The 21,876-nt window shown below is 62.8% G+C and carries 21 protein-coding genes, 4 tRNA genes and 1 pseudogene; 10 read left to right on the top strand and 16 right to left on the bottom strand.

All coding sequences use genetic code 11. The features are described from left to right. Positions 1 to 120: 120 nt before the first annotated feature. The 5 genes from B3349_RS14870 to B3349_RS14890 all read right to left on the bottom strand — a co-directional run bounded on the left by B3349_RS14870 (position 121) and on the right by B3349_RS14890 (position 1,312). Positions 121 to 195 (bottom strand) — tRNA-Thr (locus B3349_RS14870). Positions 196 to 235: 40 nt separating this feature from the next. Then, positions 236 to 309: transfer RNA gene (locus tag B3349_RS14875), tRNA-Gly, on the bottom strand. 54 nt (positions 310 to 363) lie between these two features. Then, positions 364 to 449, bottom strand: a tRNA-Tyr gene (locus tag B3349_RS14880). Positions 450 to 539: 90 nt separating this feature from the next. Further along, positions 540 to 615 (bottom strand) — tRNA-Arg (locus B3349_RS14885). A gap of 67 nt (positions 616 to 682) precedes the next feature. Further along, the gene (locus B3349_RS14890) at positions 683 to 1,312 is read right to left on the bottom strand and encodes a TetR family transcriptional regulator (protein WP_291589881.1); all 630 of its coding nucleotides are present in this window, start codon (positions 1,310 to 1,312) and stop codon (positions 683 to 685) included. A 200-nt stretch (positions 1,313 to 1,512) separates the two neighbouring features. On the opposite strand from B3349_RS14890, the gene B3349_RS14895 reads away from it, so the two are divergent. The 4 genes and pseudogenes from B3349_RS14895 to B3349_RS14910 all read left to right on the top strand — a co-directional run. Continuing rightward, positions 1,513 to 2,829 (top strand): efflux RND transporter periplasmic adaptor subunit, encoded by a 1,317-nt coding sequence (locus B3349_RS14895; protein WP_291589883.1) that lies wholly within the window; start codon positions 1,513 to 1,515, stop codon positions 2,827 to 2,829. Positions 2,830 to 2,844: 15 nt separating this feature from the next. Next, positions 2,845 to 6,021: an efflux RND transporter permease subunit gene (locus B3349_RS14900; protein ID WP_291589885.1), complete on the top strand. Its 3,177-nt coding sequence runs from the start codon at positions 2,845 to 2,847 to the stop codon at positions 6,019 to 6,021. After that, complete coding sequence (locus tag B3349_RS14905) at positions 6,014 to 7,450, top strand: efflux transporter outer membrane subunit (RefSeq protein WP_291589887.1); 1,437 nt, start codon at positions 6,014 to 6,016, stop codon at positions 7,448 to 7,450. The genes B3349_RS14900 and B3349_RS14905 overlap by 8 nt, the downstream gene beginning before the upstream one ends. Before the next feature lie 220 nt (positions 7,451 to 7,670). Continuing rightward, positions 7,671 to 8,192, top strand: a pseudogene (locus tag B3349_RS14910) (c-type cytochrome); the annotation flags it as partial. A gap of 107 nt (positions 8,193 to 8,299) precedes the next feature. Here B3349_RS14910 and B3349_RS14915 read toward each other — a convergent pair. Next, positions 8,300 to 8,845, bottom strand: coding sequence for a DUF2946 family protein (locus tag B3349_RS14915; protein ID WP_291589889.1), 546 nt, complete (start codon positions 8,843 to 8,845; stop codon positions 8,300 to 8,302). A 259-nt stretch (positions 8,846 to 9,104) separates the two neighbouring features. Between B3349_RS14915 and B3349_RS14920 the strand changes: the two genes are divergently transcribed. Genes B3349_RS14920 through B3349_RS14930 form a run of 3 tightly spaced genes read left to right on the top strand, consistent with a single transcriptional unit; the run spans position 9,105 to position 11,172 of the window. Continuing rightward, on the top strand, positions 9,105 to 9,698 hold the full coding sequence (locus tag B3349_RS14920) for a LemA family protein (RefSeq protein ID WP_280013285.1): 594 nt from the start codon (positions 9,105 to 9,107) through the stop codon (positions 9,696 to 9,698). A gap of 27 nt (positions 9,699 to 9,725) precedes the next feature. Next, the gene (locus B3349_RS14925) at positions 9,726 to 10,628 is read left to right on the top strand and encodes a TPM domain-containing protein (protein ID WP_414646910.1); all 903 of its coding nucleotides are present in this window, start codon (positions 9,726 to 9,728) and stop codon (positions 10,626 to 10,628) included. Between the two features lies 1 nt (position 10,629). Continuing rightward, entirely contained in the window at positions 10,630 to 11,172 is a 543-nt protein-coding gene (locus B3349_RS14930) for a TPM domain-containing protein (RefSeq protein ID WP_291589892.1), read from the top strand. Between the two features lie 75 nt (positions 11,173 to 11,247). On the opposite strand, the gene B3349_RS14935 is transcribed toward B3349_RS14930, so the two are convergent. The 10 genes from B3349_RS14935 to B3349_RS14980 all read right to left on the bottom strand — a co-directional run bounded on the left by B3349_RS14935 (position 11,248) and on the right by B3349_RS14980 (position 19,285). Then, a complete protein-coding gene (locus B3349_RS14935) occupies positions 11,248 to 11,925 on the bottom strand; it encodes a DUF1294 domain-containing protein (RefSeq protein ID WP_291589894.1) in 678 nt (225 codons plus the stop codon). A gap of 213 nt (positions 11,926 to 12,138) precedes the next feature. Continuing rightward, complete coding sequence (locus B3349_RS14940) at positions 12,139 to 12,555, bottom strand: F0F1 ATP synthase subunit epsilon (protein WP_066541852.1); 417 nt, start codon at positions 12,553 to 12,555, stop codon at positions 12,139 to 12,141. 83 nt (positions 12,556 to 12,638) lie between these two features. After that, positions 12,639 to 14,048, bottom strand: coding sequence for a F0F1 ATP synthase subunit beta (gene atpD, locus B3349_RS14945; RefSeq protein ID WP_283339868.1), 1,410 nt, complete (start codon positions 14,046 to 14,048; stop codon positions 12,639 to 12,641). A 34-nt stretch (positions 14,049 to 14,082) separates the two neighbouring features. Beyond that, positions 14,083 to 14,949 carry a F0F1 ATP synthase subunit gamma gene (atpG, locus tag B3349_RS14950; RefSeq protein ID WP_291589899.1) on the bottom strand — a complete coding sequence of 289 codons (867 nt, stop codon included), beginning with the start codon at positions 14,947 to 14,949 and terminating at the stop codon, positions 14,083 to 14,085. An 18-nt stretch (positions 14,950 to 14,967) separates the two neighbouring features. After that, positions 14,968 to 16,527: a F0F1 ATP synthase subunit alpha gene (gene atpA / locus B3349_RS14955; protein WP_283339870.1), complete on the bottom strand. Its 1,560-nt coding sequence runs from the start codon at positions 16,525 to 16,527 to the stop codon at positions 14,968 to 14,970. Between the two features lie 46 nt (positions 16,528 to 16,573). After that, positions 16,574 to 17,113, bottom strand: a complete 540-nt coding sequence (locus B3349_RS14960) for a F0F1 ATP synthase subunit delta (protein WP_291589901.1) — start codon at positions 17,111 to 17,113, stop codon at positions 16,574 to 16,576. Between the two features lie 10 nt (positions 17,114 to 17,123). Then, positions 17,124 to 17,594 (bottom strand): F0F1 ATP synthase subunit B, encoded by a 471-nt coding sequence (locus B3349_RS14965; protein ID WP_066541861.1) that lies wholly within the window; start codon positions 17,592 to 17,594, stop codon positions 17,124 to 17,126. Between the two features lie 35 nt (positions 17,595 to 17,629). Further along, complete coding sequence (atpE, locus tag B3349_RS14970; protein ID WP_011803767.1) at positions 17,630 to 17,878, bottom strand: F0F1 ATP synthase subunit C; 249 nt, start codon at positions 17,876 to 17,878, stop codon at positions 17,630 to 17,632. A 49-nt stretch (positions 17,879 to 17,927) separates the two neighbouring features. After that, positions 17,928 to 18,791, bottom strand: a complete 864-nt coding sequence (gene atpB, locus B3349_RS14975) for a F0F1 ATP synthase subunit A (protein ID WP_066541863.1) — start codon at positions 18,789 to 18,791, stop codon at positions 17,928 to 17,930. A 14-nt stretch (positions 18,792 to 18,805) separates the two neighbouring features. Further along, entirely contained in the window at positions 18,806 to 19,285 is a 480-nt protein-coding gene (locus B3349_RS14980) for an ATP synthase subunit I (RefSeq protein ID WP_066541865.1), read from the bottom strand. Positions 19,286 to 19,514: 229 nt separating this feature from the next. Here B3349_RS14980 and B3349_RS14985 point away from each other — a divergent pair, with 229 nt between their 5' ends. From B3349_RS14985 to lipA, 3 genes are all read left to right on the top strand, one after another. Next, positions 19,515 to 19,811, top strand: coding sequence for a YbeD family protein (locus tag B3349_RS14985; RefSeq protein ID WP_291589913.1), 297 nt, complete (start codon positions 19,515 to 19,517; stop codon positions 19,809 to 19,811). Between the two features lie 92 nt (positions 19,812 to 19,903). Further along, entirely contained in the window at positions 19,904 to 20,545 is a 642-nt protein-coding gene (lipB, locus tag B3349_RS14990; RefSeq protein WP_291590011.1) for a lipoyl(octanoyl) transferase LipB, read from the top strand. A gap of 13 nt (positions 20,546 to 20,558) precedes the next feature. Then, complete coding sequence (lipA, locus tag B3349_RS14995) at positions 20,559 to 21,539, top strand: lipoyl synthase (RefSeq protein ID WP_291589915.1); 981 nt, start codon at positions 20,559 to 20,561, stop codon at positions 21,537 to 21,539. Positions 21,540 to 21,876 lie beyond the last annotated feature (337 nt).

A 21,876-nucleotide genomic window follows, 5' to 3' on the forward strand; every position in this document is an offset into this window, starting at 1 on the left:
CCACGTTCACGTGGGGCTTGGTGCGCTCGAACTTTTCTTTTGCCATTTTTTCGACTCCGAAAAAAATCAAATGCTCTAACTTGCTCTGGGCGCTACCATCTGAAAGAAGCACCAGAAGGATGGTGCCCATGGGCAGGATCGAACTGCCGACCTCTCCCTTACCAAGGGAGTGCTCTACCACTGAGCCACATGGGCAAACACCACGCACGAATGCGCAATGTTGGAATTTCAAACCTGGAGCGGGAGACGGGAATCGAACCCGCGTCATTAGCTTGGAAGGCTAGGGTTCTACCATTGAACTACTCCCGCAAACCTTGCGTTTGCGCGCATCGCCTTAAGCGACACTTCTCTTACAACCATTACTGGTGGAGGGGACTGGATTCGAACCAGTGTAGGCGTAAGCCAACAGATTTACAGTCTGCCCCCTTTAGCCACTCGGGCACCCCTCCGAAGAGATTTGAATTGTAGCACCGTTTTTTCTCACAAAAAGAAATCGGTGATTTTTTCTTCTTCTACCGCACACAAAGTGCAGCAGAAGTTGGCGCGGCTGGCGGGGATCGAACCCACGACCCTTGGCTTCGGAGGCCAATACTCTATCCACTGAGCTACAGCCGCTGCAGACACAATTCAACGTCTCAAGCCCGCTATTGTGGCATGACTTTCCCACGCAGTCAGCGCAGCTTCACGCAGGCAAGGCAAACCCCAGTCCCCGCAGATACGCATCCACGGCGCGCATGCCCACCGCCGAGAGTCCAAAACCACCGCGCGAAAGCAGCCAGCTCTGGATCACACCGTCAAACAGACAGCGCAAGGCCAGCGCCGCCTCGGCCGCACTGACCGGCAGTTCGATCTGTTGCGCGCCCTGCGCATACACCAGCGCAGCTTCCAGCTTGGCATCGAACTCAGCCATCGCCTGCACATTGCGCTCCTGCACAGACACCAGCTCCCCCACGTATTCCACCTTGTGCAACAGGACCTCGAACACCTTGCGGGTCTGCGAATCCTCTTCGAGCCGCACAAAGACGGAAGCAATCACGTGCCGCACCCGCGCCAGGCCTTCCAGCCGGGCGCCGCCCACATCCTCGCCGTAGGCCGCCTGCTCCAGCGGCAGCGTGACCCGCTCCAGCATGGCGTAGAACAGATCCAGCTTGTCCTTGAAGTGCCAATAGACCGCACCCCGCGTGGCTCCGGCGCGCTGCGCTATTTCATTGAGCGAGGCACGCGCCACCCCCTGCTCATAGAACACCTGCTCCGCCGCATCCAGCAGACTGTTGCGGGTCGCGCAAGCATCTTCCTTTGTCCGACGCGCCACGCTGCACTCCTTCCCACACAGGGTTTGACATTCATCCCACAGACTCCGAGGATGCAGGTAGCAGCCTCAAGTGTCATTATACATTCATGGATGTATGTATAATTGCGACATCGATTTTCAGGGCGTGAGACTCTGTTTTTGGCGCGACGCACAGGCATCGCGCCCTTTTTTGCATCCAACAAACTACCGGAAGGACTTTCATGCATCCCGTGTATGAAGCAAGCCATGCGGCCAAGGCCCCCCTCTTCGCCCCCCACGCCCGTTTGCGCGCCATCGCCCTGGGCGTGGCAGTGGTGTCGGCCTTGAGCCTGGCTGCATGCGGCGACAAAAATGACGGTGCGCAGAATGCGCAAGCGGCCGCACAGGCCAAGCCTCCGGAAGTCGGTGTGGTGACCGTGAAACTGGGCAGCGTTCCCCTGGTAACCGACCTGCCCGGTCGCCTGGAAGCCTTCCGCACCGCCCAGGTCCGCGCACGCGCGGCCGGCATCCTGCAAAAGCGCCTGTTCCAGGAAGGCTCGGACGTCAAGGTCGGCCAGAAGCTCTTCCAGATCGACAGCACGCCCTACCAGGCCAATCTGCAAAGCGCGCAGGCCACCCTGGCCCAGGCCGAAGCCAGCCTGGTGCAAGCGGCCGCCACCGCACGCCGCTACAAGCCCCTGGTGGAAGCCAATGCCATCAGCAAGCAGGACTACGACGCCGCGATTGCGGCCGAAAAAGCGGCACTGGCCCAGGTGGCCGCCGGCAAGGCCGGTGTGACCAACGCCAATGTCAATCTGGGCTATGCCACAGTCACCGCCCCCATCGCCGGCCGCATTGGCCGCGCCATGGTGACCGAGGGCGCGCTGGTCGGCCAGGGCGAAGCCACCCAACTGGCCACCATCCAGCAGATCCATCCGCTGTATGTCAACCTGACGCAGTCTTCGACCGACATCCTGCGGCTCAAGGAAGCGCTGGCCGCCGGCAAGCTCACCCGTGACGGCGCGAACGCCGCCAAGGTCCATGTCTTCACCGAAGACGGCAAGGAATACGGCCACACCGGCCGCATGCTGTTCACCGATCTGACCGTGGACGAGAACACCGGCCAGGTCAGCGTCCGTGCCGAGTTGCCCAATCCGAATGGTCTGCTGCTGCCCGGCATGTATGTGCGCGTGCAGCTGGAACAGGCCCAGGTGGACAACGCCGCTGTCATTCCCCAGCAGTCCGTGACCCGCAATGAAAAGGGCAACTTCGTGCTGGTGGTGGCGGAAGACGGCACGGTGGCCCCGCGTCCCGTGCAGATCAATGGTTCACAAGGCAACAACTGGATCGTGACGGGTGGCCTCAAGGATGGCGAAAAAGTCATGGTGGACGGCGTGATCAAGGTCGGCATGGGGGCCAAGAAGGTGACCCCGGTGCCATGGCAAGCCGACGCCAAGGCCGCTCCCGCAGCAGCCGCTCCGGCCGCACCAGCCACAGAGAAAGCCCACGCCGCCAAGCCGGAAGCTGCTGCAGACACCAAGCCTGCGGCGGCCCAATAAACGGGACAGATTCCTATGTCGAAGTTTTTTATCCACCGCCCTATCTTTGCGTGGGTGATTGCGATCTTTGTGGTGCTGGCCGGCATCATCTCGATCACCCAGCTGCCAGTGGCACAGTTCCCGTCCGTGGCACCGCCCACGATCACGGTCACGGCCACCTACCCCGGAGCCACCTCCGAGACCATGACCGATTCGGTGCTCCAGCTCATCGAGCGTGAGATGAACGGTGCCGCCGGCCTGATGTACATGGAAAGCAAGGCCCCCGCCGGGGGCCAGGGCACCCTGACCCTCACATTCAAGCCCGGCACCAATGCCGACCTGGCCCAGGTGGACGTGCAGAACCGCCTGGCGCGGGCTGAGCCCCGTCTGCCCAGCGTGGTGCAGGCGCTGGGTGTGAAGGTCGACAAGGCGATGAGCAACTTCCTGATGATTCTGGCCTTCCAGGCCGAATCTGGGGAGACCTCGCGCGACGACATTGCCGACTACGTCAACCGCAACGTGCTGCCCGAAGTCCAGCGCCTCGAAGGCGTGGGCAAGGCCCAGCTGTTCGCGGCCGGCCGCGCCATGCGCATCTGGGTCGACCCCATCAAGCTGCAAGGCTATGGTCTGCCCATTGCCTCGGTGAATGCCGCGATCGCCGCACAGAACCAGCAGATCTCCGGCGGTGCACTGGGTGACACACCCAACGTCCCCGGCACGACCATGAGCGCCAGTATCGTGGTCCCCGGCCAGCTCACGACGCCCGAGCAATTCGGCAACGTGGTGCTGCGCTCCAACGCCGACGGCTCGACGGTGCGCATCAAGGACGTGGCCCGCGTGGAGCTGGGCACCGAGTCCTATGCCTTCAACTCGCGCCTGGACGGCAAGCCTGCCGTCGCCATGGCCGTGCAGCTGACCTCCACCGCCAACGCCATGGCCACGGCCAAGCTGGTCTATGAAAAGATGGACACGCTGGCGCCCTTCCTGCCCCCGGGCGTGAACTGGTCCGCACCGTACGACACCTCGAAGTTCGTCAAGATCTCGATCGAGAAAGTGGTGCACACCCTGCTCGAAGCCATCGTGCTGGTGTTCATCGTGATGCTGGTCTTCCTGCAGAACATCCGCTACACCCTGATCCCGACGATCGTGGTGCCCATCGCCCTGCTGGGGACCTTCGGCGTCATGCTGGCGGCGGGGCTGACCATCAACATCCTGGCCATGTTCGCCATGGTGCTGGTGATCGGTATCGTGGTGGACGATGCCATCGTGGTGGTGGAGAACGTCGAACGCATCATGGCCGAGGAAGGCATACCGCCCAAGGAAGCCACGATCAAGGCCATGGGGCAGATCCAGGGCGCCGTGGTGGGCATCACGGTGATTCTGGTCACCGTGTTCCTGCCGCTGGCCATGTTCTCCGGCGCCACCGGCAACATCTATCGCCAGTTCTCGCTGGTGATGGCCATCTCCATCTTCTTCTCCGGCTTCTTTGCGCTGACGCTGACCCCTGCGCTGTGCGCGACCATGCTCAAGCCCATTCCCAAGGGCCATGCGCATGACAAGAAGACCGGCCCGCTGGGTCCCTTCTACAACTGGTTCAACCGCAAGTTCGACGCCGGCACCAAGCGCTACCACGGTGCACTGAATTCCGTGGTCAAGCGCTCGTTCCAGGCCGTGGTGGTCTATCTGCTGGTGATCGCCGGTGTGGCATTCATGTTCATGAAGCTGCCCAGCGCCTTCCTGCCGACGGAAGACCAGGGCTATGTGATCTCGCTGGCACAGTTGCCGCCCGGCGCCACGCTGGACCGTACCGGTGACGCCATGGCCGAGCTGGAAAAGTTTGTGCTGAGCCAGCCCGAAACCGACCACATCGTGAGCATTCTGGGCTTCAGCTTCTCCGGCCAGGGGCAGAACATGGGCCTGGCGTTCACCACCCTCAAGGACTGGTCGCAACGCAGTGGTGCGGGCTCGGATGCGCAATCGTTTGCCGGCCGCACCATGGGTGCCATGATGGCGCTGCGCGATGGCTTCATCTACACCCTGGTGCCGCCTTCCATTCCGGAACTGGGCAACAGCGATGGTTTCACGTTCCGCCTGCTGGACCGTGGCGCCAAGGGCCATGCAGCCCTGCTGGAAGCGCGCAACATGCTGATGGGCAAGGCCAACCAGAGCCCCATCCTGACCGGTGTGCGCTTTGACGGTGTGGACGATGCACCACAGTGGCAGGTCAACATCAACCGCGACGCCGTGTATGCACAGCGCGTCAGCATGGGGGATCTGGCTTCCACGCTGGCCACGGCACTGGGTTCGTCGAACTCCACCGACTTCCCCAACCAGGGCTATATGCAGCGCGTGACCATCCAAGCCGATGCCAACCGCCGCATGCAGCCGGAAGACGTGTTGCGTCTGACGGTGCCCAATGCGGATGGCAAGCTGGTGGAACTCTCCACCATGGTGAGCGCCAAGTGGATCTCCGGCCCCATGCAGGTGACCCGCTACAACGGCTACCCCTCCATGAGCATCACCGGTTCCGCCAAGCCCGGCTACACCAGCGGCCAGGCCATGGCCGAGATGGAAAAGCTCGCCCTCGACCTGCCCGAAGGTTTTGGCTACGAGTGGACCGGTCAGTCGCTGGACGAAAAGAAGTCCGGCTCCTCGGCCATGCTGCTCTACGCCTTCTCCATCCTGGCCGTGTTCCTGTGCCTGGCTGCGCTGTATGAAAGCTGGAGCATTCCGCTGTCCGTGATGCTGGTGGTGCCACTGGGCGTGCTGGGCGCGCTGGCCGGCATGTTCATCCGCGGCATGCCCAACGACATCTACTTCCAGGTGGCGCTGATCACCGTGATCGGTCTGTCCGCCAAGAACGCGATCTTGATCGTGGAATTTGCGAAGGACCTGCACGCCCAGGGCATGAGTGCCTATGACGCGGCACTGGAGGCAGCCCATCTGCGCTTCCGCCCGATTCTGATGACGTCCCTGGCGTTCATTCTGGGCGTGGTGCCGCTGTACATCGCCTCCGGCGCCAGCGCGGCCAGCCAGCGCGAAATCGGTACCGGCGTGTTCTGGGGCATGGTGATTGGCACGCCGCTGTCGATCTTCCTGGTTCCCATCTTCTTCATCGGCGTCTTCAAGCTGTTTGGCCAGAAGCTCGACCAAGACAAGACCCCTCCCGCATCCACCGCTGCGGTGACTGACGGAGGCTCTCACCATGACTAAGCGACTTGTTCCCACCCTGCTGGTCGGCGCGCTGCTGGCCTCTGGCTGCTCCTTCATTCCGCAACTGGAGCGCCCGGCGACGCCCGTGGCTGCCAGCTACCCGGCAGCCAATGCCGCCAGCACCAGCACGGCCGCTGCCGACATTCCGTGGCAGAACTTCTTCGCGGATGCCCGTCTGCAGCAGCTGATCACCCTGGCGCTGGACAACAACCGCGACCTGCGCGTGGCCGTGCTCAATATCGAGCAGGCCCGCGCCCAGTACCAGATCCAGCGCGCCGCGCAATTTCCGGAGCTGGGGGTGGCCGCCCAGGGGTCCCGTGCTGCCAGCACCGACGGTTCCGGCTACGTCAACACCTACATGGTGGGCCTGTCCATGCCCAGCTGGGAAATTGACTTCTGGGGCCGCATCCGCAGCCTCAAGGAGCAATCCCTGGCCCAGTACCTGGCCACGGAAGAAGGCCGCAAGTCGACCCAGATCAGTCTGGTGGCCGCGGTCGCCAACGCCTGGCTGGGGCTGCAGGCCGATGAGGAACTGCGCGCCATCTCGCAGCGCACGCTGCAGACACGCGAAGAGTCCGTGCGCCTGGCCAAGCTGCGCTTCGATGCCGGAGCCTCGTCGGAGCTGGACTTCCAGCAAGCCCGCTCGCTGACCGAGAATGCCCGCGCCACGCTGGCCCAGCAGACCCGCCAGCGCGATCTGGACATCAACGCGCTGACCTTGCTGGTGGGGCAGCAGGTACCTGCCGAGCTGCTCGCCAGCCTGCAAGGCAAGCGGCTGGCCGATCTGCCGGCGCTGGCCGATGTGCCTGCGGGCCTGCCTTCCGACCTGCTGCTGCGCCGCCCGGACATCCGCCAGGCCGAACAGAGCATGGTGGCCGCCAATGCCAGCATCGGTGCGGCACGCGCGCTGTTCTTCCCGAACGTCTCGCTGACCGCCGCAGCCGGCTTTGCCAACACCGAGCTGTCCGACCTGTTCAAGTCCGGCTCCACCACGTTCAGCATTGCGCCGTCGATCTACCTGCCGATCTTCACGGCAGGCCGCAACCAGGCCAATCTGGAGGTGGCGGAAACCAGCAAGAAGATTGCTGCGGCGCAGTATGAGAAAGCCATCCAGACCGCGTTCCGCGAAGTCTCGGATGCCCTGGTCAGCCGCGAATCCCTGGTAGAACAGCTGCGTGCCCAGCAGGCCCAGCTGGAAGCCGAGTCCTCGCGCCTGAATCTGTCCAACCTGCGCTACACCAACGGTGTGGCCAGCTACCTGGATCTGCTGGATGCCCAGCGCTCCCTGTTCACGCTGGAGCAGGCTGTGGTGCAGGTGCGACTGGCACAGCTGCAGAACCAGGTGCTGCTCTACAAGGCGCTGGGCGGCGGCTGGACCGAAACCACCCAGACAGCAGCAGCCCCCGCAGCTGCAGCACCGGCGCAGTAAGGCGCAGCAGCGCCGCCGCACAGCCTGCCCGCAGGCACGCCCCGACAAGGCCCTGGCACCCGCCAGGGCCTTGTTGTTTTATGGCCCAGATGCCGGCTTCTTGATCTACCTCACGACAAGTGCGGCCACCGCGTCAACCCGTGGCGTTGCCAGTGGCTAGCGCACAGGCGGTCGATATAATCCGCAGTTCCTTTAAGCCCACACAAAAATTGAGGTCTTCATGAGCGCCACCTCCCACGAAGAAGCCCATACGGGCCCGGTCAAGAATCCCAAGCAATTGCTGATCGCGGTCTTTTTCTCGTTTGTCATCCCGGTGTTCGTCATCATCGGTCTGGTGCAATTCGTGAGTTCTTCCAACAAGACCGGCCCGGGGGCAGGCAACCACGATATGGCGCAGGCCATGCGCATCCAGAAGATCGGCTCCGTCGAGATCCGCGATGCCAACCGCCCGCTGCGCGGCGGTGAAGACGTGTACAAGGGCCAGTGCGCGGCCTGCCATGCCACCGGCGTGTCGGGCGCACCCAAGTTCGGCGATGCCGGCGCCTGGGGCCCTCGTCTGGCACAGGGCTTTGAAACCCTGGTCCAGTCGGCGCTGAAGGGCAAGGGCGCCATGGCACCGCAAGGTGGCGGTGATTTCAATGACCTGGAAATTGCACGCGGTGTGGCGTTCATGGCCAATGCTGGCGGCGGCAAGTTCGACGAGCCCCAGCCTCCCGCTGCGGCAGCAGAGACTGCAGAGGCCAAGTAATCCCTCTGTGCTCCGCCCACGAAAAAGGACCGCGCTGCGGTCCTTTTTTGATGGTCCTGCGCGCTCAGGCGCGTTGACCCGGGCGCAAGTCCCTGCGTGGATCAGGCCGCTGCGGACGGCGCGTCGGCCACAAGTTGCTCCGGGCTACGCACAAACCGGAACTGGGCCTCCAGGGCTGCACTGCACACCTCGTGCGGCTCCCAGCGCCCGGCTTCGATCAAGGCCGCCATGCGCATCACGTCCTGCGTGTGCACCAGGCCCAACACACCATCGGCCACCAGATAGACATGCCCCTGCTCGTCCACCAGGCAGCGCTGCGGCTGGACCGGCCGGCCGGTGTGGGTACGCACGCTGCCATCCTCGTCCACCCGCCACACCACCGGGGTGTCTTCCAGCTCCACATACACGCGCTGCGGCCCATTCTGGAAATACCAGCAGCCTCGCTCATCCACCTCGTAATTGCGGCCGATGAAGTCGATCAGCTTTTCGTGCTGTAGCAGCGATCCCTTGCTGCTGGGGAAAAAGCCACACGCCTGGGTGGCCTGGTCACGCAGGAACCAGCGCCCGCGCGCATCCAGGGCCAGCCAACCGTAGCAATCGGGCACGTTGGGCCATTTAGCCAGGGCCTGCTTCACGATGTCATCCATAGCGCAACGCTTCCTTCTTCCGTTCACCCGGCTTCGCACACCTCTGCGCAACCAACAAGCAGCCTGAATGCGTCATGATAGTGGGCACCTGCATGTGCGGAGCATACCCGCGCCCCAGAACCCAGGGATTTTGTGCAGGGCTGCACGCCGCCATGCTCTCGCATGCTGTGCCTGCCGCCCTACACCGACCAACGGTCGCTCTGTTGCACAATCTGTGCTTCTTTGCGCCTTTTGCTGAACACTGCCTACGAGGTCTGCCATGAAACGTCTGCTTGCCATTCTCGCCCTTGCCCTCGGCCTCAGCGGCTGCGGCTACAACGATTTCCAGCGTTTGGACGAGCAGACCAAATCCGCCTGGAGCGAGGTGCTGAACCAATACCAGCGCCGCGCCGATCTGGTGCCCAACATCGTGGCCTCGGTCAAGGGCGAAGCCAGCTTCGAGCAGGACACGCTCACCAAGGTGATCGAAGCCCGTGCCAAGGCCACCTCCATCCAGGCCACGCCCGAGCTGATCAACGACCCCGAGGCCTTCAACAAATTCCAGCAGGCCCAGGGCGAGCTGTCCGGCGCGCTGTCCCGCCTGATGGTGGTGGCCGAGCAATACCCCCAGCTGCAGGCCAACCAGGGCTTCCGTGACCTGCGCGTCACGCTGGAAGGCACGGAAAACCGCATCACCGTGGCCCGCAACCAGTACATCAAGACCGTGCAGGACTACAACGTGCTGGCGCGCAGCTTCCCCACCAACCTGACCGGCATGGTGTTTGGCTACAAGCCCAAGCCCAACTTCACGGTGCAGAACGAGGCCGAAATCTCGCGTCCTCCCACGGTGGACTTCTCCAGCGGCAAAAAGTAAGTGCCGCCATCCGGAGCAGGATTCACCATGCCTCTGATGCACTGCCGGCGCACACTGGGCGCTCTGCTCCTCCTCGTCTTTGCACTGTGGCAGTCTGCCGTCGCACAGCCGCTGCAGCCCGTGCCTGCCCTTACAGCGCGGCTGATGGACCAGACCCAGACCCTGTCGGCCGAGCAGGCCCTGGCTGTGGAAAACCGGCTGCGGGGCATCGAAGAAAAATCCGGCTCCCAGGTGGTCGTGCTGATGGTACCCACCACGGCACCGGAAGACATCGCCGCCTACGCCTGGCGCGTGGCCGACAGCTGGAAGATCGGTCGCAAGGAGGTGGGCGACGGGCTGCTGATCGTGGTCGCCAAGAACGACCGGCGCATGCGCATGGAGGTGGCGCGTGCCCTGGAAGGCGCCATTCCCGATCTGGCGGCAGCGCGCATCATCGACCAGCAGATGGCCCCGCACTTTCGCCAGAACGACTACGCCGGCGGCATTCTGGCCGCGCTGGACCAGGTCGCTGCGCGCATCGCCGGTGAAGCCCTCCCGGCCCCCAGCCAACCCGCACGCCAACAAGACCGGGGCTGGGACCTGGAAGAGCTGGCCATCTTCCTGTTCTTCGGGGTGATGGTGGCGGGCCCCATCGTGCGCGGCATCTTCGGCAACAAACTGGGCGCCGCCATCATGGGTGGCGGCACCGGCTTCCTGGCCTATGTGCTGACCACCAGCCTGCTGCTGGCCGGCGGTGCCGGCGTGCTGGCTCTGTTGTTCACCCTGTTGTCCAACAGCCGCGGGGGCGGCGGGGGTGGAGGCGGCCCCTTCATCGGTGGCGGCGGTTGGGGTGGAGGCTCTGGCGGCGGTGGCGGTTTCAGTGGCGGCGGAGGGTTCAGCTCCGGCGGCGGTGGCAGTTTTGGAGGCGGCGGCGCCTCGGGGAGTTGGTGACATGGCAGGCTTGTGGAACCGTTTGCAGCGCCTGCTGCACCACCGCTGGACAGAGGGCCAGGTTCGCCGCGCCTTCCCGCCCGAGGTCTTGCTGCGGCTGGAGCGCCAGGTGGCCGCCAGCGAAGCGCGCCACAGCGGCCAGGTGCGCCTGTGCGTGGAAGGCGGCCTGCCCTATAGCTACATCTGGCGCGACGCGACGGCGCGCGAGCGGGGTGTGGCGCTGTTCGGCAAGCTGCGCGTGTGGGACACCGAGCAGAACAACGGCGTGCTGATCTACCTGTTGATGGCAGACCACGCCATCGAGATCGTGGCCGACCGCGCACTGCACCGCGCCGTGCCGGCCGCCAGTTGGCAGGCCGTGCTGGAGGGCATGCAGCAGGATTTCCGCCGCGATGCCTATGCGCAAGGGATGGAAACCGCCTTGCTGCGTGTCTCCGACCTGCTGGCGGCGCACTTCCCGGCCGACGCCGCGCACCACACCGGCCATGGCGCCAGCCTGCCCGATACGCCGGTGGTCCAAGGCCGGTTCTTCAAGGACCTGTAAGCGGTCACACCGCGCTCCAGCAGCGACCCACCTTCGGGTCGGCGTCGGATCTGTCACCCGCTGCGCTGCTGCGCTTCAGCGATGCAACAGCCACGCCTGCACGGCGGGTGCATGCAAACCGGTGAATGCCAGCATGTTCAGCACCACCGTGGCCCAGAACGCCTGGCGGAATTCCGGTTTGCTCGACTTGTGCCGCAGCCACTGCTGGGCCAGCAAAGCGCCCGGCCAGCCCCCCAACAGTGCCAGCGTGTGCAAGGTGGCTTCGGGCGTGCGCCAGCCCCCCGACTGCGCCTGCTGCTTGTCATACCAGTAGGCGCCGAAACACCACAGGCTCAGCCCCGCATAGGCCAACACCCCCCATTCGGACACCCCCCACACCGCAGCGACCGCCACCCACCACAGGGCCAAGACCAGCAACGGCGTATAGGCGCCACGGTGGTGGGCTGGCGTGCGTGCCGCTTGCGATCGCCGCACGTGCCCCGGCACAGGCGTGGCGCCTGCCGCCCGGGCCCGGCCCTGCACCGGCGCGCGCCGATGGGGCTCCTGCCATGCCACGGCCAAGGCGCGCGGCTTGCCCTGGACCATGCCCAGCGCAAAGGTCAGCGGCATGCCGACCTGCGGGCGCTGCTGCGCATCGGGCCGGGGCTGCCAGGCGCTGATGTGCACAAACACCCGCTCGCCGCTGCCATCGATCTGCACAAAGCCAAAACCCCGGGCCTCATTCCATTGCACCAGACGACCGCTGCACCGCATATCCACATCCTTGGGGCCGGGGCCCGGAAAGAAAATATTTTTTCAACCGCCGCAACGCACCCCACCCGGGACTGCGGCTGTACTGCGCAGTCGCGCGCCAACCCTGAAAAGCGCGTTTCAGCCATGCCGGAACACCCCTTGTCCACCGGCACCCTGCCACGGCAATAAAAAAGCCACCTTGCGGTGGCTTTCATGCAGAACTCCCGCAGGAGATCAGCGCTTTTGGCGGAACTTGCGCAGGGCAGCGATCTGGGCCGCCATGACAGCCAGCTCGGACTGGGCCTTGGCCAGGTCCAGCTCGCTCTTGGCGTTCTTCAGGGCTTCCTCGGCAGCGGCCTTGGCCTTCTGAGCCTTCTCGTCGTCCAGGTCCTTGCCGCGGATCGCGGTGTCGGACAGCACAGTCACGCAGTTGGGTTGCACTTCCAAAATGCCGCCGGCCACGAAGACGAATTCTTCGCTGCCATCCGGCATTTCGATGCGCACCGAACCCGGCTTGATGCGGGTGATCAGCGGTGTGTGGCGGGGATAAATGCCCAACTCGCCCGCTTCACCGGGCAAGGCGACAAAGCGCGCTTCACCGGAGAAGATGGACTCTTCGGCACTGACCACATCAACGTGGATGGTGTTCATCTTTGCTCCTTGGAAAAGGTGGGAATCTGGGCTTGGGGTGAACAGGCAGGAGACGCTTGCGCATCCAGTGCCTGCGGTTCACCTTAGGCGGCCAGCTTCTTGGCCTTCTCGAAGGCTTCGTCGATGGTGCCAACCATGTAGAAGGCCTGCTCGGGCAGGTGATCGGCTTCGCCGTTGGCAATCATCTTGAAACCGCGGATGGTTTCAGCCAGAGGCACGTACTTGCCGGGAGCGCCGGTAAACACTTCAGCCACGTGGAAAGGCTGCGACAGGAAACGCTGCATCTTACGGGCACGTGCCACCACCAGCTTGTCGTCCGGTGCCAGTTCGTCCATGCCCAGAATGGCGATGATGTCGCGCAGTTCCTTGTAGCGCTGCAGCGTGCCTTGCACGGAGCGGGCCACGTTGTAGTGCTCTTCACCCACCACTTGGGGGTCCAGCTGGCGGCTGGTGGAGTCCAGCGGGTCCACGGCGGGGTAGATACCCAGCGAAGCGATGTCACGGGACAGCACCACGGTGGAGTCCAAGTGAGCAAAGGTCGTGGCAGGCGAAGGATCGGTCAAGTCATCGGCAGGCACGTACACGGCCTGGATGGAAGTGATCGAGCCCACCTTGGTGGAGGTGATACGCTCTTGCAGCTTGCCCATTTCTTCGGCCAGGGTAGGCTGGTAGCCCACGGCGGAAGGCATACGGCCCAGCAGAGCGGACACTTCGGTACCGGCCAGGGTGTAACGGTAGATGTTGTCCACGAAGAACAGCACGTCCTTGCCTTCGTCACGGAACGCTTCAGCCATGGTCAGGCCGGTCAGCGCCACGCGCAGACGGTTTCCTGGGGGCTCGTTCATCTGGCCGTAGACCATGGCAACCTTGGAGTCGTTCAGAGACTCTTGGTTCACCACGCCGGCGTCCGACATTTCGTGATAGAAGTCGTTACCTTCACGGGTACGTTCACCCACACCAGCGAACACCGACAGACCGCTGTGGGCCTTGGCGATGTTGTTGATGAGTTCCATCATGTTCACGGTCTTGCCCACACCGGCACCACCGAACAGGCCCACCTTGCCGCCCTTGGCGAAGGGGCAGACCAAGTCGATCACCTTGATGCCGGTTTCCAGCAGTTCCTGCGAAGGCGACAGTTCGTCGTACGCAGGAGCCTTGCGGTGGATGGCAGCCGTCAGAGTCTGATCCACGGGACCGCGCTCGTCGATGGGGTTGCCCAGCACGTCCATGATGCGGCCCAGAGTGGCCTTGCCCACGGGCACGGTGATGGGGTTGCCGGTGTTGGTGACCATCAGGCCACGCTTGATACCGTCGGAAGAACCCAGCGCAATGGTACGCACCACGCCGTCGCCCAGCTGCTGCTGAACTTCCAGCGTCAGGGCCGAGCCTTCGAGCTTCAGCGCATCGTAGACCTTGGGCACTTCACCATGGGCGAACTCCACGTCCACCACGGCGCCGATACATTGAACAATCTTGCCTTGTACTTGAGCCATTCTTTGCTCCAATCTGTTTGTGCGTTAAAGCCGTTTACACAGCGGCGGCGCCTGCCACGATTTCCGACAACTCGGTCGTAATCGCTGCCTGACGCGTCTTGTTGTAGACCAGCTTCAACTCGCTGATGACGTTGCCGGCGTTGTCGGTTGCGGCCTTCATGGCCACCATGCGCGCCGATTGCTCGGACGCCATGTTTTCCGCCACCGCCTGATACACGAGGGACTCTGCGTAACGAACCAGCAGTTCGTCAATGACGCTCTGGGCGTCAGGTTCGTAGATGTATTCCCACGATGCACCCGTCTTCTCGGCTTGCATTTTTTCGGACGACAGGGGAAGCAGCTGCTCCACCACCGACTCTTGCTTCATGGTGTTGATGAACTTGGTGTACGCCACGTACACCGCGCTCAGCTTGCCTTCAGCATATTGGTCCAGCAGCACCTTGACAGGCCCGATGAGCTTGTCGAGATGCGGCGTGTCACCCAGGCCTGTAGCGTGGGAAACCACCTTGGCACCAACACGGCCCAGGAAACCCAGTCCCTTGCCGCCAATGGCCACTGCTTCTGTCGTAATACCCGCATCCTGCAGTTCACGCAGCTTGGTCGTGACGGCACGCAACACGTTGGTGTTCATGCCGCCGCACAGGCCCTTGTCGGTCGTCACCACGATGACGCCGACCTTCTTGGCATCGTTCACTTGCATGAACGGATGCACGTACTCAGGGTTGGCTTGACCAAGGTTGGCTGCAATGTTGCGGATTTTTTCGCTGTATGGACGGGCAGCCAGCATCCGCTCCTGCGCCTTGCGCATTTTGGATGCAGCCACCATTTCCATGGCTTTGGTGATCTTCTTGGTGTTTTCCACCGATTTGATCTTGCCGCGTATTTCCTTACCTGCTGCCATGATGGCTCCTCGTCCGGTTTAAGCGAACGACTTCTTGAACGCAGCGACGGCAGCGGTCAATTCGGCCTCGTCCTTGCCTTCCTTGTCGAAAGCACGCTTTTCGTTCAGACGGTCCAGCAGGGCAGCGTGGCTGGACTTCAGGAACTGGTGCAGACCAGCTTCGAAAGGCAGCACTTGCTTGACTTCGATGTCGTCCATGAAACCCTTGTTCACGGCAAACAGCGACACACCCATCAGCGCAGTGGACAGCGGGCTGTACTGGGCTTGCTTCAGCAGTTCGGTCACGCGGGCACCGCGGTCCAGCTGCTTGCGGGTGGCTTCGTCCAGGTCGGAAGCGAACTGCGCGAACGCAGCCAGTTCACGGTACTGTGCCAGGTCAGTACGGATACCGCCGGACAGGCCCTTCACCAGCTTGGTCTGAGCCGAACCACCCACGCGGGACACCGAGATACCGGCGTTGATAGCGGGACGGATACCAGCGTTGAACAGGTTGGTTTCCAGGAAGATCTGGCCGTCAGTGATCGAGATCACGTTGGTAGGCACGAAGGCGGACACGTCACCGGCTTGGGTTTCGATGATAGGCAGAGCGGTCAGAGAACCGGTCTTGCCCTTCACTTCACCCTTGGTGAAAGCTTCCACGTAGTCAGCGTTCACGCGAGCGGCACGCTCCAGCAGACGCGAGTGGAGATAGAACACGTCGCCGGGGAAAGCTTCACGTCCTGGGGGACGGCGCAGCAGCAGCGACACTTGGCGGTAAGCCACAGCTTGCTTGGACAGATCGTCATAAACGATCAGGGCGTCTTCACCGCGGTCGCGGAAGTATTCGCCCATCGTGCAGCCGGAGTAGGCCGACACGTACTGCATGGCAGCGGATTCGGAAGCGGTCGCAGCCACCACGATGGTGTATTCCATCGCGCCAGCTTGCTCCAGGGAGCGCACCACGTTCTTGATCGAAGAAGCCTTCTGACCAATCGCCACGTAGATGCAGGTCACGCCCTGACCCTTTTGGTTGATGATCGCGTCGATGGCCACAGCAGTCTTGCCGGTCTGACGGTCACCAATGATCAGTTCACGCTGACCACGGCCCACGGGCACCATGGAGTCGATGGACTTGATGCCGGTTTGCAGCGGCTGGTCCACGGATTGACGTGCGATCACACCGGGCGCAACCTTTTCGATCACGTCGGTCATCTTGGCGTTGATGGGGCCTTTGCCGTCGATAGGCTGACCCAGGGCGTTCACCACGCGGCCGACCAGCTCGGGGCCCACGGGCACTTCCAGGATACGGCCCGTGCACTTGACGACGTCGCCTTCCTTGATGTGCTCGTAAGCACCCAGAATCACGGCGCCCACGGAGTCGCGCTCCAGGTTCAGCGCCAGGCCGAACGAAGCCTGGCCATCGGCGCCAGCGGGGAATTCCAGCATTTCGCCAGCCATCACGTCGGACAGGCCGTGCACGCGCACGATACCGTCGGTCACCGACACCACGGTGCCTTGGTTACGGACGTCGGTGCTCGCAGCCAGACCTTCGATGCGGCTCTTGATCAATTCAGAAATTTCTGCGGGATTGAGTTGCATGACTCTTTCCTTCTTTCTTGTGTTTAGCCGAGACCTCAAGCGCGCATTACGCGATGAGGGCCGCTTTCATTTGTTCCAGACGGGCTTTGACGGAGGTGTCCAGCACCTCGTCGCCCACCACGACGCGAACGCCACCGATCAGCGAGTCATCCGGCTTCACAGTGAGGTTCAGCTTGCGGCCAAAGCGCTTTTCCAGCGAAGCGCCCAGCTCGGCCAGCGCTGCATCCGCAATGGGGAAAGCGCTGAACACCACGGCATCCGAAGAGCCGCTCTTGCTGTTCACGAGGCTGCGGAACTGTGCTGCCACTTCGGGCAGCGCGTCCAGACGGCCGTTTTCGAGGATCACACGCAGAAAGTTGCGCGCGGCCTCGGGCAATGCCGACTTGGCCACACCCGCGATCAGATCGAACACTTGCGTCTTCGACACATTGGGGTTGTCGGCCAGTTGGCGCAATTGCGGATCGGCGGCAATCGCCGCCAATTCCTCCACCCAAGCGACAGTGCTGCCCAAATCAGCGCCCTTGTCGGCGCTGGCTTTGAACAATGCTTCGGCGTAAGGGCGGGCAATGGTGGCGAGTTCTGCCATTTTGCTTTCCTTACAGCTCTGTCTTCAGGCGGTTCAGCAGATCAGCATGGACGCCGGCGTTCACTTCCTTGCGGAGGATTTGCTCGGCACCCTTCACAGCCAATGCAGCCACTTGCTCGCGCAGGGCTTCACGGGCGGCAACGGCTTGCTGCTCAGCTTCGGCGCGGGCAGCGGCAACAATCTTGTTGCCTTCTTCTGTCGCGCGGGCCTTGGCCTCTTCAATGATGGCCTGGGCGCGGCGTTCGGCGTCCGCAAGCCGCGATGCTGTCTCGTTGCGCGTCTGGCTCAGTTCCTGCTCGACACGCTTGTTCACAGCGGTCAGTTCGGACTTGGCCTTGTCGGCAGCAGCGAGGCCATCGGCGATTTTCTGGGCTCGCTCATCCAGTGCCTTCGCGATCGGGGGCCACACGAACTTCATCGTGAACAGCACCAGGATCAGGAAAACAATGGCCTGAACGAACAGGGTCGCGTTGATACTCACGGCAACACCTTTCTATCTAGGGCGTTGATCGGAGCTTAGGCCAGGACGAAGGGGTTGGCGAAAGCGAACAGCAGAGCGATAGCCACACCGATCAGGAAAGCAGCGTCGATCAGACCGGCCAAGATGAACATCTTGGTTTGCAGTTCGTTGATCAGCTCAGGCTGGCGAGCCGAGGATTCCAGGAACTTGCCGCCCATCAGAGCGATACCGATCGAAGCGCCGATAGCACCCAGACCAACGATCAGACCACAAGCCAGAGCGACGAGACCGAGAATGTTTTCCATGATGACTCCTAGAGATTAAAGGAAAGTTGAAAGGTTGAAAGGGGAAGGGTCAGTGAGCTTCATGAGCCTGGCCGAGGTAAATCAGCGTCAGCATCATGAAAATGAAGGCCTGCAGGGTGATCACCAAGATGTGGAAGATCGCCCAGATCGTGCCTGCAATGATGTGCCCCACAGGGAGCAACGCGCCAGAGAGCGACATAGCCGCTGCGCCACCCATCAGGGCAATCAGCATGAACACCAACTCACCAGCGTACATGTTGCCAAACAGTCGCATGCCATGCGACACGGTCTTGGCAACGTATTCAATGATCTGCATCAGCAGATTGACCACGCCCAGGATCAGGGCGAAGACGGGATTCTTGGAGGTGCCGAAGGGGGCGGTCACCAGCTCGTGGCCCCAGCCACCCAGGCCCTTGATCTTGACGCTGTAGTACAGGCACAGCACCAGCACGGCGAACGACAGGCCCAGCGTGGTGGACAGGTCGGCGGTGGGCACGACACGCAGGTAGGCGTGGTGGTCACCGGTGGCGCCTTGCCACAGCACGGGCAGCAGGTCCACAGGCAGCATGTCCATGGCGTTCATCAGGAAAATCCAGACGAACACGGTCAGTGCCAGCGGAGCGATGAACTTGCGCGACTGGGCGTTGTGGATATTGGCCTTGGCCTGGTTGTCCACCATTTCGACCAGCATTTCCACCGCAGCCTGGAAGCGGCCCGGCACACCGGAGGTGGCCTTGCGCACGGCCAGCCACATCACGAAGATGCCCAGCAGGCCCAGGATGGCAGCGACCGCGACGGAGTCATAGTTGACTACCGAGAAATCGATGACGGACTTCTGCTTGATGTTTTGCAGGTGTTGCAAGTGGTGAACGATGTATTCACTTGCAGTTGGGGCGTTCGCATCAGCGGCCATCGTCAACTCTCTTCTCAAACTTCAGTTTTTCGGACACCGGATCGCACCAGCAGCGCGATCCAATACGTTTTCATCACTACGACCATGCCGGCGAGCAGTGCCAGCCAGCTCAGGTCCTTCACCAAGCTTGGCGCGGCGGCCATCATGGCAACGCACAACACCAACTTGACCAATTCCCATCCAAAGAGGCGCGTCATCGCGGAACCTGCACCAGCGGCCGGACCACCACGCGTGACGCCACGCGCAAAGACCACCGCCGGGACCACCACGCACAGGGCGCCGTACGCGGCCGACCAGCCCACACGGGCCTGACCGCTGATCCACCATGCCAGCACAGCCACCAGCACACCGACTGCCACCTGGCCCAACACGATGCGCCAGACCGACAGCGACGGATTGCGCCGACGCCAGGCCTGCGCCTCTTCCGGGCTCAGAGGCTTGAAATCCTCTTCTTCAGCCTCAAGTTCGTCCTGCCAGGGTGCATTTTTTTTCATCGTGGAGCGCCCGCAGCAGACCTAAACTTTTTCACAAAGCCTCTGATTATAAGTAGAAACCCGTCCGATTCGTTAGGGCGAACCCTCTTGCACTCGGGAATTTGTGTGCAGCCAGCCGGCTGTAAGCCAACCCTGCCCAGAAAACGGGCGCAACGATACCGCACAATGCCGCCCATAGCCAAGCAAAGCCCTGGGCTTGCGCCGCTTACAACTGGGAATGAACCGCACTATGACTGACAGCAGCACGCCAGACGAACAGGATCCGCGCAAGGATTCGCTGATCGAATACCCGTCCCTCTTCCCCATCAAGGTGATGGGCGTCAAGACGGACGGTCTCGTTCACGCCATCACCAAGGTGGCCGAAGAGTTCGACCCCCAATTCGACGCCTCCACCGTGGAACTGCGCCCCAGCAGCTCTGGTAAATACCTGGGCGTGACCATCACCGTCACGGCCACCAGCCGCGAGCAGCTGGACAACCTCTACCGCGCCCTGACCTCCCACCCCATGGTCAAGGTGGTGCTGTGAACACCGCCGCGGCGCAGGCCGCCGTGGCCTGCGCCGCGGTGCTGGATGCCCGCCTGATCGGGCGTGTGGCCTATGCGCCCACTGTGCAGGCCATGCAGGAGTTCACGCGCACACGCACTGCGCAAACGCCGGACCAGCTCTGGATCTGCGAGCATCCAGCCACCTTCACCCAGGGTTTGGCCGGCAAGTCGGACCATCTGTTGCAAACAGGCGACATTCCGGTGGTGGCCACCAACCGCGGCGGCCAGGTGACCTACCACGGACCGGGGCAGGTCGTGGCCTATCCGCTCCTGGACTTGCAGCGCCTGGGCTATTTCGTCAAGGAATATGTCTACCGCCTGGAAGAGGCCGCCATCCGTACGCTGGACCACTTTGGCGTGACCGGCCACCGTGTGGCCGGTGCCCCCGGCATCTATGTGCGCCTGGACGACCCGCGCAGCCACGCCCGGCTGGAGCAGCGCCCGCTGCACCGCGCGCCTGGCAGCGGCGCGCCCGAACCCGATTTCACCGGCCTGGGCAAGATTGCCGCCCTGGGCATCAAGGTCAGCCGCCACTGCAGCTACCACGGCCTGGCGCTGAACGTGGACATGGACCTGGAGCCCTACTCCCGCATCAACCCTTGCGGCTATGCAGGGCTGCCCACGGTGGACCTTTCTACAATAGGCATCCAGACAACCTGGGACGAGGTTGCCCACGTGCTCGGCCACCAGCTGATCGCCCGCCTCGCCCCCTGAAAAAACGCACACCATGAGCAGCAACGAAGTCGTGCGCGAAGCGCAGTCCACCGAAAACTACAACCCGCTGGCCAAGCAGAAGGCGGCCGCCAAGCTGGCGCGCATCCCCGTGAAGGTGGAGCAGGCCGAAGTGCTGAAGAAGCCCGAGTGGATCCGTGTCAAGGCCGGCAGCCCAACCACGCGCTTCTACGAGATCAAGGACATTCTGCGCAGCAACAAGCTGCACACAGTCTGCGAGGAAGCCAGCTGCCCCAATATCGGCGAATGCTTCGGCAAGGGCACGGCCACGTTCATGATCATGGGCGACAAGTGCACCCGCCGCTGCCCGTTCTGCGACGTGGGCCATGGCCGCCCCGACCCGCTGGACAAGGACGAGCCGCTGAACCTGGCGCGCACCATTGCCGCCCTGAAGCTGAACTATGTGGTGATCACCAGTGTGGACCGCGACGACCTGCGCGACGGCGGCTCGGGCCACTTTGTGGAATGCATCCAGAACATCCGCGCCCTGTCGCCCACCACGCAGATCGAAATTCTGGTGCCCGACTTCCGTGGCCGCGATGACCGCGCGCTGGAAATCCTCACCTCGGCGCCACCCGATGTGATGAACCACAACCTGGAAACGGCGCCCCGCCTGTACAAGGAAGCGCGCCCGGGTTCGGACTACCAGTTCAGCCTGAACCTGCTCAAGAAGTTCAAGGCGCTGCACCCCAAGGTGCCCACCAAGAGCGGCATCATGGTCGGCCTGGGCGAGACGGACGAGGAAATCCTGCAGGTGATGCGCGATATGCGCGCCCACAACATCGACATGCTGACCATCGGCCAGTATCTGGCGCCCACCAACAGCCACCTGCCGGTGCGCCGCTATGTCCACCCGGACACCTTCAAGATGTTCGAGGAAGAAGCCTACAAGATGGGCTTTACGCACGCCGCCGTGGGCGCCATGGTCCGCTCCAGTTACCACGCAGACCAACAGGCCCACGCCGCCGGCGTGTAACCCCGCGCGGCGCTTCCGCCGTCTTCCAGCGGTCCAAGCCATTGCCTGCAGGCAATGGCTTTTTTTATGGCGGCCCCCGATCGCAGCCGTGCGGAACCGCTTGCGATGCGCTGTATACGCGATGGCTGCGTGCAGCACCCGGAGACAGCCACCAAGGCTGCAGCCGAATGACGCCACCAAACAAAAACGCCTTGCGGCAACAGCCTGCAAGGCGCAGTCAAAGTTCACGATCACACAGGTTTCAGCGTTAAAAAATTGCGTGGCTAACCGGGCATTCCGCTGGCTGGCAAAAAACGACTTTCAGGCTTTACAGGCCTTAGGTCGCCCCACGATGAAA

Origin of the sequence: Comamonas sp. UBA7528 (assembly GCF_002479375.1) — a bacterium.
Taxonomy (GTDB): domain Bacteria; phylum Pseudomonadota; class Gammaproteobacteria; order Burkholderiales; family Burkholderiaceae_C; genus Comamonas.